The organism is Bacteroides sp. (genome assembly GCF_052357945.1).
Taxonomy (GTDB): domain Bacteria; phylum Bacteroidota; class Bacteroidia; order Bacteroidales; family Bacteroidaceae; genus Bacteroides.
The window spans coordinates 1-12,286 of sequence record NZ_DAWCXD010000143.1 but is presented as its reverse complement, the minus strand read 5'-3'; the positions used below and the strand labels follow the sequence as shown (position 1 = coordinate 12,286).

At 42.8% G+C, this 12,286-nt stretch carries 11 protein-coding genes; 2 read left to right on the top strand and 9 right to left on the bottom strand.

Annotated features, from left to right (window positions below; translation table 11 throughout):
- Positions 1 to 327 precede the first annotated feature (327 nt).
- The 3 genes from ACT8YW_RS18860 to ACT8YW_RS18850 form a co-directional block, all read right to left on the bottom strand.
- Positions 328 to 2,226, bottom strand: coding sequence for an ATP-binding protein (locus ACT8YW_RS18860; RefSeq protein WP_444106768.1), 1,899 nt, complete (start codon positions 2,224 to 2,226; stop codon positions 328 to 330).
- 117 nt (positions 2,227 to 2,343) lie between these two features.
- Entirely contained in the window at positions 2,344 to 4,980 is a 2,637-nt protein-coding gene (locus ACT8YW_RS18855) for a valine--tRNA ligase (protein WP_444106767.1), read from the bottom strand.
- Positions 4,981 to 5,045: 65 nt separating this feature from the next.
- On the bottom strand, positions 5,046 to 5,684 hold the full coding sequence (locus ACT8YW_RS18850; RefSeq protein WP_444106765.1) for a hypothetical protein: 639 nt from the start codon (positions 5,682 to 5,684) through the stop codon (positions 5,046 to 5,048).
- A gap of 140 nt (positions 5,685 to 5,824) precedes the next feature.
- Between ACT8YW_RS18850 and ACT8YW_RS18845 the strand changes: the two genes are divergently transcribed.
- Positions 5,825 to 6,880, top strand: coding sequence for a DUF3810 domain-containing protein (locus ACT8YW_RS18845; protein WP_004304636.1), 1,056 nt, complete (start codon positions 5,825 to 5,827; stop codon positions 6,878 to 6,880).
- A 12-nt stretch (positions 6,881 to 6,892) separates the two neighbouring features.
- Entirely contained in the window at positions 6,893 to 7,681 is a 789-nt protein-coding gene (mazG, locus tag ACT8YW_RS18840) for a nucleoside triphosphate pyrophosphohydrolase (protein WP_444106763.1), read from the top strand.
- Between the two features lie 106 nt (positions 7,682 to 7,787).
- Here the strand turns inward: mazG and ACT8YW_RS18835 are convergent, their stop codons facing one another.
- The 6 genes from ACT8YW_RS18835 to ACT8YW_RS18810 form a co-directional block, all read right to left on the bottom strand.
- Positions 7,788 to 8,255, bottom strand: coding sequence for a hypothetical protein (locus ACT8YW_RS18835; protein WP_444106761.1), 468 nt, complete (start codon positions 8,253 to 8,255; stop codon positions 7,788 to 7,790).
- 27 nt (positions 8,256 to 8,282) lie between these two features.
- A complete protein-coding gene (locus ACT8YW_RS18830) occupies positions 8,283 to 8,663 on the bottom strand; it encodes a hypothetical protein (protein ID WP_004301846.1) in 381 nt (126 codons plus the stop codon).
- Positions 8,664 to 8,710: 47 nt separating this feature from the next.
- Positions 8,711 to 9,262: an RNA polymerase sigma factor gene (locus ACT8YW_RS18825; RefSeq protein WP_444106759.1), complete on the bottom strand. Its 552-nt coding sequence runs from the start codon at positions 9,260 to 9,262 to the stop codon at positions 8,711 to 8,713.
- Between the two features lie 24 nt (positions 9,263 to 9,286).
- Positions 9,287 to 10,828 (bottom strand): L,D-transpeptidase family protein, encoded by a 1,542-nt coding sequence (locus ACT8YW_RS18820; protein ID WP_444106757.1) that lies wholly within the window; start codon positions 10,826 to 10,828, stop codon positions 9,287 to 9,289.
- A complete protein-coding gene (locus ACT8YW_RS18815; protein ID WP_444106755.1) occupies positions 10,818 to 11,756 on the bottom strand; it encodes a ribonuclease Z in 939 nt (312 codons plus the stop codon). Before ACT8YW_RS18815 ends, ACT8YW_RS18820 begins: the two co-directional genes overlap by 11 nt.
- Positions 11,757 to 11,909: 153 nt before the next feature.
- A partial coding sequence (locus tag ACT8YW_RS18810; protein WP_444106753.1) for a S1 RNA-binding domain-containing protein occupies positions 11,910 to 12,286 on the bottom strand: 377 nt, incomplete at its 5' end.

Genomic DNA, 12,286 nt, shown 5'->3' with positions numbered 1-12,286 from the left:
ATCAATGACGGGCAACTTACTATCTTTTGATTTTATGTCGAACTCACGTTATTTACTAAAGTACTAATAGATAACTTCCGTTATATTAGGGATAAACTTACATTCCCCTACTGCCAAACTTCTTTTTGACCGAGAGAAAACTATAATTGCAAGCTTCATTTATAAAACTGCAAGTTTCGGTTATATAAATGCAACTTGCAATTATACAATCAAAACTTGCGTTTATAGTTTCTTCTTAGTCAAAGACAACTTATCCAATAAGGGAAAGGAAGTTTGCAATAAGAGCATAGCAACTTATCTACTGATAGATTGGAGAAAAGTAAAGCATTAATTCTGCTGATAAGGTAAGGTAAACCAGAAAGTAGATCCTTTGTTTTCTTTCGACTCCACTCCTATTTTCCCTCCCAAGCGGTCTACAATCGTATGGCAGATAGAAAGTCCCAGTCCGGTACCTTGCACAAAGGAATTGTACTTCACAAACCGTTCGAAGACATGGATACACTGTTCAGAAGACATTCCACAGCCAGTATCCGACACATAAAAATAAATCGTTTCGGAGTCCATCAGACGATACCCCATACGAATGGTACCCACTTCTGTAAATTTGATGGCATTAACAATGAAATTGGCAAGTAACTGAATCAAACGGTTCTTATCCGTATACAATGTACATTGGGACAGTCTCTCCGCAAATGTGAAAGTCACATTATTGTGCCGAAGACGTAGCTGCATACTTTGCTCGATTTCTTCAAGCGTCTGGTTCACATCAATCAAGGCAGGATAGAAATCGAATGTACCGGCTTCAATCTTCGACAAATCCAGAATATCATTAATCAACTGGAGCAATAAATCCGTATTTGTTCCAATGAGTTCTACATATTCGGACATTTCTTCACGGTTTTCGACATGAGGAAGCATATTCGAAAACCCTACAATAGCATTCAAGGGGGTACGTATCTCATGACTCATATTAGCCAGAAAGGCGGATTTCAGTTGATTGGCCTGTTCCGCTTTTTCCATTGCTTCATGCAGGCGACTATATGCTTTCCGAAGAATGCTGATATAATATATGATAGCAACAATCAAAATCAACAAAAAGAATAAACAGGAAAGTATTTGAACGTAATACTGTTGAAAAAAAGTTTTGGGCTCATTGACATAAACCGCATCGTCTGGATAGCGGGAAGAAGGTATATTGTAGGATTTCAACACTTGATAGCAGAGATTGGCACTTCCTTCTCCTCCCGCCCCACCGGGAATATCACGTGCCTGCTCTCCATCCAAGACACGATCAAGTATTTCCAGCAAAGATTTACAGAACGATTCCGTCGAAACGTAATATCCTCCTGCAAAAGTATTATTCGACAAGTCTTCGGGAGAAAGTAAAAACAATGGAGATGGGGTAAAATTGACAATCACTTCCTGAATATGATCAAAAAGATAGTTGTTATCATTCTCGTTATGCGACTCGAACCACGAGTAATAGATAATCCCCATATTAGATTTATAGCTGCGCAACGTATCGAGTAGCATTTCCGTGGATAATTGAGTGGTGGAAAGAAGCTCCAGACGCAAATCAGGAAAGTTTTCCTCTACGGCTTCTTTCACATCTCCACGGGTTTCTTCACTGATATACCGATCGTCTGAAATAAAAGCCAGACGTTCCATGTCAGGTATCAGTTTATAAATTAAATCTACGGTCTCCTTGACGTAATAATGCTGCTTCAAGGAAGTGATATTATATTCCCGTCTCCATTCTTCCGCAGAAACACTGTTACTTTCTGTGAGTGGAGCATGAGACAGCAAGATATCCAGAGAAGCAGGCAGGCGATCGCGGGCATTTGTCACAACCACTGGGACATCTTTCCATACATCATCAAACAATTCACGGCAAACAATCCATCTCGGATCTCCAATCATCACAATAGCAGTGGGAGGCTCCGGATACTTCTGACGCAAATGGATGACTACGGCATTCGCCTCCATCTCATTGACCAGAGCAGGTACGGAAAGCGATTCCGCTTTCACAGAAATTCCTTGTTTCTGAAGAGCATCATGAAGACACCAATAAAAGTTTTTAGCCCAAGGCAGATTGAAATTAATCGAGTTTAAAACCAGTACTTCTTTATTTGTATTTTCGGTTCGGGCTAACACAGGTGATAAGAATCCTTCAATAAAAAGGAATAATCCAAGGAAGAATGGAATGATCCGTAACGATTGTTTCATTTGTGGTATTCTATAAATAGCGGAAGCAAAGATAGTATTAATTTCTTTAGTGCAAAAAAAAGGCATCCCAAAACGAATTGAGATGCCCTTTATTATATAAAATTAAGTATCAAAGGATTATGATTTCTTCAAAGCCGCAATACTTTCTTTCAAAGAATTAATGATGCTCTCTGCATCGGCTTGCTTCTTACGTTCCAGTTCAAGAACGGCAGCCGGAGCATTATTGACGAATTTCTCGTTGCTAAGTTTCTTCATCACTCCCTGCAAGAATCCTTCTTTATGCTTCAATTCGGCTTCCATACGAGCGATTTCGGCTTCCACGTCAATCATATTACCCAATGGCACGGCAAATTCGGTCGTTCCTATCATGAAAGAAGAAGCACCTTCCGATTTGCTTTCTACCACTGTTACGGAAGACAAATTACACATCTTGATAATCACCGGATTCAATTTCTCTACCGGATGAGTGCCTACAACCTGCAATTCGAGTTCTTCTTTCAGAGCAATGTTCTTCTGCAAACGAATGCTACGGACATTACTGATGATTTCCTTAGCTACTTCAAAATCTGCCAAGAACTGTTCATTCGCTCCAACCGGTTTAAACAGTTGAGTAACCATCAGGCTTTCACCCGGTTCACGCTCACGCAGTTGTTGCCACAACTCTTCTGTGATAAATGGCATAAAAGGATGCAGCAATTCAAGCAGACGCTCGAAAGAGCTAAGAACCATACTATAAATAAAGCCATTAACTGGCTGTCCATAAGCAGGTTTCACGATTTCCAACAGCCAAGAAGAGAATTCATCCCAGAACAGTTTGTAAACCAGCATCAACGCTTCGCTCAAACGATATTTGGAGAAGAGATCGGCCACTTCAACAGCTGCCACATCCAGTCTTTGGTCAAACCACTGAACTGCCAGATGCGCATCGGTAGGGATCTCAATAGTACCTTTGGCATTTGTCCAGCCCTTAATCAGACGGAAAGCATTCCATATCTTGTTGCAGAAGTTACGTCCCTGTTCGCAAAGTGCGTCATCGAAAAGAATATCATTTCCGGCAGGAGCAGAAAGCATCATACCCATACGTACTCCATCGGCTCCGTATTTCTCGATCAACTCCAACGGGTCGGGAGAATTACCGAGTGACTTGGACATTTTACGTCCCAGTTTATCACGAACGATCCCTGTGAAGTAAACGTTCTTAAACGGCATCTGTCCTTCGTACTCGTAGCCTGCCATAATCATACGGGCTACCCAGAAGAAGATAATATCGGGTCCTGTCACAAGATCGCTGGTCGGATAGTAATAGTTGATTTCTTCGTTACCCGGATTATTGATTCCATCGAACAAAGAGATAGGCCACAACCAGGAAGAGAACCAGGTATCCAGACAATCTTCGTCCTGACGGAGATCTTCGATTGTCAAGGCGGCATTGCCGGTTTTCTCCTTCGCTTTTGCCAATGCTTCTTCTGCTGTAACAGCTACCACATAACCGCCCTCCGGAAGGAAGTAAGCAGGAATGCGATGTCCCCACCACAACTGACGGCTGATACACCAGTCTTTGATGTTCTCCATCCAGTGACGGTAGGTATTCTTGTATTTTGCAGGATAGAACTTCAATTCATCGTTCATTACCGGAGGCAATGCCATGTCTGCAAAATGCTGCATCTTGAGGAACCATTGCATGGACAGTTTCGGTTCGATCACTACGTTGGTACGTTCCGAATAACCTACCTTATTTGTATAAGCTTCTGTCTTGTCCAGCAGTCCGGCAGCTTCGAGGTCTTTCTCTATCTGTTTACGAACGTCGAAACGATCCATGCCGATATACATACCGGCAGCTTCGTTCAATGTACCGTTATCGTTGAAGATATCAATGCTAGGCAGGTTGTACTTTTCACCCAGCATATAGTCGTTTACGTCATGAGCAGGAGTCACTTTCAGGCAACCTGTACCAAATTCGATGTCTACATACTCATCTTCAATCACAGGGATGGCGCGGTTTACCAGCGGAACGATCACTTTCTTGCCTTTCAGCCATTCGTTTTTCGGGTCGTTCGGGTTGATACACATCGCTGTGTCACCCATGATTGTTTCAGGGCGGGTAGTTGCCACTACGGCATAGCGTCCTTCCGGATCACCTTCTACTTTATAGCGGAGGTAATATAGTTTTCCGTGCTCTTCTTTGTAGATCACTTCCTCGTCAGAAAGAGCTGTCAACGCTTTCGGGTCCCAGTTTACCATACGGACACCGCGGTAGATCAATCCTTTATTGAACAGGTCTACGAAAACTTTCAGTACACTTTCACTGCGTTTCTCGTCCATAGTGAAAGCAGTACGATCCCAGTCGCAGGATGCACCGAGTTTACGAAGTTGTTTCAGGATGATACCTCCGTGTTCGTCTGTCCAATCCCAAGCATGTTTCAGGAATTCGTCACGAGTCAGGTCGGTTTTCTTGATACCTTGAGCAGCGAGTTTGTTTACTACTTTAGCTTCAGTAGCAATAGAAGCATGGTCAGTTCCCGGTACCCAACAGGCATTCTTGCCTTCCATACGGGCACGACGAACTAAAATATCCTGAATGGTATTATTAAGCATGTGTCCCATGTGCAACACACCGGTGACGTTTGGGGGCGGAATGACGATGGTGTAAGGTTCACGACCATCGGGTTTCGAACTGAATAAATGATGGTCCAGCCAATACTGGTACCATTTTCCCTCCACGTCAGCGGGATTGTACTTACTTGCTAATTCCATATTGTTTTATGTATATATGATAATGTATATTCTAAAATAACGGGTGCAAAATTAATAATTTAAATTCAAATCTTACCACCCTCGGGGTGTTTCTGTGCACGGAAAGAGAATTTATACCCCTCATAAAGAGCGAATCCGTAGAATAAAGCAGTCATTGACACCACATTTTCCAGCATAATAGAGAATATTTCTCCATAGTCTACGCTTACCAGAACGTCAAAATAAGACATTTTATAATCTTGGGAAATATATCCGATAATGGAAAAGAAATCACCCAGGACACAACTAATCAGGGATAATGCCGCACCGATAATTCCGAAAATGGGACGTATTCCTTTCCCTTTCCGCATGGCAAAGCCAACCATAAACCCGATAGCAATGGGCATAAATCCAATCTGACGACCCGTAGAAACAGATATCAGTCCCCATGCCACCGCACCCACAATACAGGCAGCGACTGCGTACAGTACTCCTTTGGAGAGATTCTCTTCGGCAAGCATTTCTTCTTCTGTCATAGATACCGGGAAGTCTTCCGGCTTGGGAGGGGCTAATCTTTCCAGCTCTTCATCTTTCTCAAAACTTTCACATTCTTCTTCAAAAGCAGGAAGTTCTCTGGTGCGCTTACAAACAAGACCTTTACCATTCACGAAATCACGTGATACGCAATTCCGGCAATACTTTTCAATTTCTTCTGATGTAGCCATCTTTTATCCGGTTTATGTTGAATGACTTTCCCTATTATACAAGTTATAAAGCCATTGTTAACAGATTTTTTGCAAATATAGAGGTATTTTTTCGCGCGACGTCTATTTAATGCATATTTTTGTTGACTGATATTAGACAAATGATGAAAAAGAAGCCAAATGTAAGATATTTAGCCTTAGGAGCAATCTTAATCCTGGTGTGGCTAACGCAATGGATTCCTGCTCTGGCAACAATCTATTCGCAAACAATCTACCCTTTTATCTCTTACGTTTTGTCTTTTTTTTCCAATTTATTTCCTTTTGCGATAGGAGACTTATTTATCTTCCTTAGTATCGCGGGCGTGATTATTTATCCTATTTATGCCCGTCTCCGCAAAAAGTTGCCTTGGAAGAAAGTTTTATTGCGCGACGGCGAATATCTGTTGTGGATTTATGTATGGTTCTATCTGGCTTGGGGACTGAATTATTCTCAAAAGAACTTTTACCAACGAACCGAAATCCCATATACAGCCTACACTCCCGAAAATTTTCAGGAGTTCGTTGACGACTATATCACCCAATTAAATCGTTCGTACACCCCTGTAAATAGTATCAACCAGGATTTGATACGGGAAGAAACCGTACGAATCTATAATCAGTTAAGTGATAGCTTGGGCGTGCACCGACCTCCGCACGATCATCCGAGAGTAAAGACCATGTTGTTTACTCCGTTCATTTCCATGGTAGGAGTAACCGGTAGCATGGGGCCTTTCTTCTGCGAATTCACCCTTAACGGAGATTTACTTCCCGCCAACTATCCTGCCACTTATGCTCATGAACTAGCCCACTTGTTAGGTATCACCAGCGAAGCGGAAGCCAATTTCTATGCCTATCAGGTTTGCACCCGTTCACAGGCGATGGGTATCCGTTTCTCCGGATATTTCTCTGTACTGGGGCATGTATTGGGGAATGCAAAAAGATTACTTTCAGAAGAAGAATATGCAAAACTCTTTCAACGCATCCGACCGGAAATTATTGAATTAGCCAAGAATAATCAAGCCTATTGGGCTGCCAAGTATAGCCCGGTAGTGGGAGCCGTACAGGATTGGATATACGATCTTTACCTGAAAGGAAACAAGATAGAAAGTGGCCGCCAGAACTACTCGGAAGTAGTAGGGTTATTGATTTCTTACCAGGAATGGAAAAAAATGAATTAAATAGATAGATTTATGTCACATACCAGACAAGAACAGATGGAAGCCTTCGGACGCTTCCTGGACATTCTCGACGAACTGCGTGTTAAATGTCCCTGGGACCGTAAACAGACGAATGAAAGTCTGCGTCCCAACACCATAGAAGAGACTTACGAACTTTGCGATGCCCTGATGAAGGATGACAAGAAAGAAATCTGCAAAGAATTGGGAGACGTATTATTGCACGTCGCTTTCTATGCCAAGATAGGCTCGGAAACAGGAGATTTTGATATCAAAGATGTTTGCGACAAGTTGTGCGATAAGCTGATTTTCCGCCATCCGCATGTGTTCGGAGAGGTGAAAGCAGAGACAGCCGGACAAGTTTCCGAGAATTGGGAACAGTTGAAACTTAAAGAGAAAGATGGAAACAAGAGTGTATTAAGCGGTGTGCCCGCTGCCCTGCCCTCGCTTATCAAGGCTTACCGTATTCAGGACAAAGCCCGCAATGTAGGCTTCGACTGGGAAGAACGGGAACAGGTTTGGGATAAAGTGAAAGAAGAAATAGGTGAATTTCAGGAGGAAGTGGCCAACATGGATAAAGAGAAAGCGGAAGCTGAATTCGGCGACGTGATGTTCAGCCTTATCAATGCGGCACGCCTTTATAAAATCAATCCCGATAATGCACTGGAACTTACCAACCAGAAGTTTATCCGCCGCTTCAACTATCTGGAAGAGCACACCATCAAGGAAGGAAAAAGTCTGAAAGATATGACTCTCGAAGAGATGGATGCCATTTGGAATGAAGCAAAGAAAAAAGGACTGTAACTTCCTTACCGGCATAAAAAAACAGAGGCTCTATTCCCAGCGGACAGAGCCTCCATTTTACTCAAACAGAGCGTCTGTTCATACGAATCAGACGCTCTGTTTTTCTTTATTTCTTCTTTGAATCGTCTCCCTTATCTTTGCTACGATTCATACCTTTTATCATTTCGCGGTGAAAACGCATCTCTGCACGTTGCACGAGAAAAATCTTCTTGCTTGAAAGAATCTTTTTAAACTTACCCAAATAAGTTTTATCAAGCTGGTCGGCAGCAATACGGTTGTTGGCTACTTTCTCGTTGATTTCTGCATATTGAGCTTCCGTGATTTTATCATCCTTGCCTTTGCGCATCAAATCCCATGACTCATCATTCAGTTTCTTCTTTTTATCCTGGAGTTCAAAATAAACGGGAAAGAACTTGGCTGCTTCTTCTTTATTCAATCCAGCCTGTTCGATAATGAAAGCTTTTTGTTTTGCCCTGAACTCCTCCCGGGATAAATGCTGATCACATCCATCAGCAGCCCAAAGAACAGGCATAAAGCCACATAACAAAACGACCAATGCGATAAGTTTTCTCATTTTCTGTATTCAATCAGTTTTTATAAATCATTCTACACTTGCGTCACTCAAATAAACATATAACGAATAATCATCCAGCATGGCACGATCCACTGCTACATCAATCATTTCGTCAGATACGACTACTTCAGTATCCACTTCTGTCACCGCTACATCATCTGCTGCAGCAGGTTTATGATCTGTTGACGCTACCCGGATAATCAAGGCCGCCCCTACGAACATAGCTGCCATATAGAGCAATGGTTTCAGTCTTGTCCATGTGCTGACAGGTTCTTCCTTAAAAGCAACTTTCTCTTTTTCAGGAAGTTTATTCATTACCTCCGAAGTCAGGTTCTCAAAGTAACCATCGGGCACTTTGAAGGAATTTTCCTTTCCAAGCTTCTTCAATAAAATATCTTCTTCTTTCATACGTTTTTCTCCTCTCTTTTCATTAGACAGTGTCTCATTTAAAAGGTTTAATCTATTTCTTCTAAAAACTTCTCAATTTTCTTCACCGCATGATGATAAGATGCTTTCAGTGCACCGACCGACGTGCCGAAGATTTCCGACATCTCTTCGTACTTCATTTCCTGATAGTATTTCAGGTTGAACACCATACGCTGCTTTTCGGGCAAAGTCTGCAAGGCTTTTTGCAAGCACATCTGTATCTTGTCGCCCGAGAAGTAGACGTCACTTTCCAGCTTTTGCACAACTACTGCTTCGGGATCGTCAATATCCACGGTAGTCATGGCACGCTGCTTGTTCAGAAAGGTAAGACACTCATTCAGCGCGATGCGATAGAGCCAGGTCGACAGCTTCGCCTCGGCACGGAAATAATCGATATTCGTCCATGCCTTGATAAAAGTGTTTTGCAGGAGATCGTTCGCATCCTCATGCGACAGTACCATCCGGCGGATTTGCCAATACAATTGCTCGCTATACTGCCCCACAATCATCTCAAATCCTTTCCGCTGTGTACTCTCCTCCTGAAGGAGTTTCAGAACTTCGCGTTCGTTATAAGGGGTCATAATCTCTCGTATCTGTATGTTTATTTATGGTTTCAAATTCAGGTTATTCATCGCCTCTAGTAAGGACGGATCATATTTATAAATGTCCTCACAATACCTCAAATTATTATCGATAGACAGATAAACCGTCTGATAATCTATAAATAAAGGTATATATTGTTCCAAACTATAATGTTTCAATTCACGATAAGCCGCACTGATGGGCAGCTTCTTTCCCTCTTCACTCACCGGCTTGATATCCATTGCAATACGAATACGGTCTTCCAACAATTCATCCGGCTCTTTCAACAGGAAGAACGCGAAGTCGAGTGCTTTTTGAAGACGGACGCAACCGTGGCTCACCGCACGATTATTCCGTGTAAAAGCCCACCGTGACGGAGTATCATGCAGATATACGGAATGAGGATTGGGAAAACGGAAGATGATACGTCCCAAGGAATTCCCTGTTTTATTGTCCTGCTTCACCGTATAAGGTACGCCACTTCCTGCATACTTCGCCCATTTAATACTGTGGGGATCTACCTGGAGTCCATTCTTATCGTATACCTTCATGCGGTTACGGGTAAAATACGTCGTATCTCTGCGGTAAGTAGGAATGATCTCTTTCCGAATTATGCTTTGAGGCACATTCCAGTAAGGATTCAGTTCCATATAATAAATCCTGCTTGACAATAGAGGAGTTTTATTCTTCACAGTCCCTACACAAATACGCATCTCCAGGATAGAGTCTGTTTCTTCGTTGACGGCCTGCAACATAAATGCCGCCACATTAGCTATCACATATTTTCGTCCTTTATCCAATGCATATTGCCAACGTGCCCGCTCCATGTTTACCAATAGGCGGTCGCGATAATAATCCGTAGTATCTGTCACTCCCCAGCCATTCACACGAACCAGCTCTTCCTGCATCTTATGATAAAGCGGGGAAGCGGGTTGCGCCCGGTGAAAAGCGGCGTTAGGATTTGCACGCAAAGAGTCGAGAGCGGCCATTGCAAACTTCACGTCACATTGTTTTAAAGGAATGTGGTCGATCGAATCATTCCATCTGCGCTCTGAAGGCAGGAACCCAAATTTCAATTGACACACATACGAAAGATAGGCGGCTGTTAACTGATACTCCACGTCTGCCAGCAGGCGGTTCATTGTCTTCCCTTCGCGCAGCTTCAAGGTTCGTATCTGTTGCAATTCCTCACGGATGCTATCGACAGGATACAGATTCGGATTAACTCCATGTTGTGAAATGTTTCCTAACCAGAATAACATCGAGTCTGCCACCTGTACGGCAGGTTTATCGGATATGAGAGAATCGTTCAGCCAAAAGAATTCATCCTTTTCCTGGTAATGTGCCAGCAAAACCGAATCCCAGGGAGTTACCGGATTTTCGTTCAGGCAAAAACGAATCATCTGATGAATGCTGTCTGCATTTATTTGATAAGCAGGATGGAACAGTTCCTGGAGGGAAGACAAAGAATCCGGTATCGGAGATTGAGGTTTCTCTTTTTTACAGGCTGCCAAGCAACCGAAGAGCAGGATGATTACTCCCCAGAACAGTCGACTACTTTTCATAGACAGTCCCTCCATCAACGTCAATACACAAATTTTCTTTCGCTAAAATGGTTTGTGGAAAAATGGCGGACGCTTCATGAAGTAAGACAGATTCATCTTCATAACGGGCGGAAAAATGTCCGATCACCAGTTGTCTCACATTGGCATCCAAAGCAAGCTGCGCAGCTTGTGCAGCAGTGGTATGATAAGTTTCCTTGGCGCGTGCCTGCTCGGTCTGTGCAAAGGTGGCCTCATGGAAAAGCAAATCTACATTTTTAATTTGTTCAGCAAGGGACGGACGATAGATTGTATCGGAACAATAAGCATATTTACGCACCGGAGCCGAAGGGCGGGTTAAACGTAAATTGGGTATTACTTCTCCATCGGGAGTTACAAAATCCGCTCCGTTCTTGATGCGGTTCAGTTCATAGACCGGGACTTTATAAAAGTCTACCATGTCTCTGATGATATGATTAGGACGCTGTTTTTCTTCAAAAAGGAAACCACAACAGGGAATACGGTGTTTCAAGGGAATCGTCGTCACAGTCACCGAACGGTCATCGTAAATGAGCATCGGCTCCTTCGTTTCGAATTCGTGAAAGAATACTTTGTAGGTCAGAGTCTTGCAAAAGAAAGCAAGCATCGGTGCAAACAACTCTTCTAATCCCCGTGGAGAATGGATATGCAAATCGGCAGTTCTCCCCAATAATCCGAATGTAGAGATCAATCCCGGTAATCCGAAACAGTGGTCACCATGTAAATGAGAGATAAAGATATGGTTCAACCGGGAAAATTTCAGCCGGGAACGGCGTAACTGCATCTGTGCCCCTTCACCACAATCAATCATAAAAAGCTTTTCACGCAAATTCACGACTTGAGAGGTCGCAAAATGTCGCGTGGTAGGCAAAGCGGAGCCGCATCCCAATATATGTAACTCGAATTTTTCCATGGTATGCAAAGATAAAGTATTTCATATTCAATCTTGCAAAGGAAACGAAAATATTTCACCATAGATTATATAGATGTACGCAGACAGGCGTAGATAAACAAAAAAAGCGCCCCCAAACGGGAGCGCCTTTCATTGGAAAATATTCTATTCAGATTATTTCTTTCCTTCCAACTGTTCTTTCAATGCAGCAAGAGCGTCGATATCGCCCAGCGTAGTTGAAGCAGCCTGGTTCTGGATCATCGGAGAATCTTCTCTCTTGTTGCTAGAAGATGACTTCTTAGCACCAGAAGCAGCTTTCTTTTCTGCTCTTTCTTCAGCCTTAGCTACATCTTCGAAGATACGGCTGTGAGACAGGATGATTCTCTTAGCGTCTTTGTTGAACTCGATCACTTTGAATTCAAGTTTCTCATCCAACTGTGCTTGTGAACCGTCTTCTTTTACAAGGTGTTTCGGAGTTGCGAAACCTTCTACACCGTAAGGAAGAGCTACAACAGCACCCTTATCCAACATTTCGATGATAGTACCTTCGT

Coding starts and splice junctions, on each gene's coding strand:
- ACT8YW_RS18845 (WP_004304636.1), top strand. CDS start 5,825: ATGATGAAAAAGAAGCCAAATGTAAGATATTTAGCCTTAGGAGCAATC.
- ACT8YW_RS18820 (WP_444106757.1), bottom strand. CDS start 10,828: ATGAAAAGTAGTCGACTGTTCTGGGGAGTAATCATCCTGCTCTTCGGT.
- ACT8YW_RS18850 (WP_444106765.1), bottom strand. CDS start 5,684: ATGGCTACATCAGAAGAAATTGAAAAGTATTGCCGGAATTGCGTATCA.
- ACT8YW_RS18855 (WP_444106767.1), bottom strand. CDS start 4,980: ATGGAATTAGCAAGTAAGTACAATCCCGCTGACGTGGAGGGAAAATGG.
- ACT8YW_RS18835 (WP_444106761.1), bottom strand. CDS start 8,255: ATGAGAAAACTTATCGCATTGGTCGTTTTGTTATGTGGCTTTATGCCT.
- ACT8YW_RS18830 (WP_004301846.1), bottom strand. CDS start 8,663: ATGAAAGAAGAAGATATTTTATTGAAGAAGCTTGGAAAGGAAAATTCC.
- ACT8YW_RS18815 (WP_444106755.1), bottom strand. CDS start 11,756: ATGGAAAAATTCGAGTTACATATATTGGGATGCGGCTCCGCTTTGCCT.
- mazG (WP_444106763.1), top strand. CDS start 6,893: ATGTCACATACCAGACAAGAACAGATGGAAGCCTTCGGACGCTTCCTG.
- ACT8YW_RS18860 (WP_444106768.1), bottom strand. CDS start 2,226: ATGAAACAATCGTTACGGATCATTCCATTCTTCCTTGGATTATTCCTT.
- ACT8YW_RS18825 (WP_444106759.1), bottom strand. CDS start 9,262: ATGACCCCTTATAACGAACGCGAAGTTCTGAAACTCCTTCAGGAGGAG.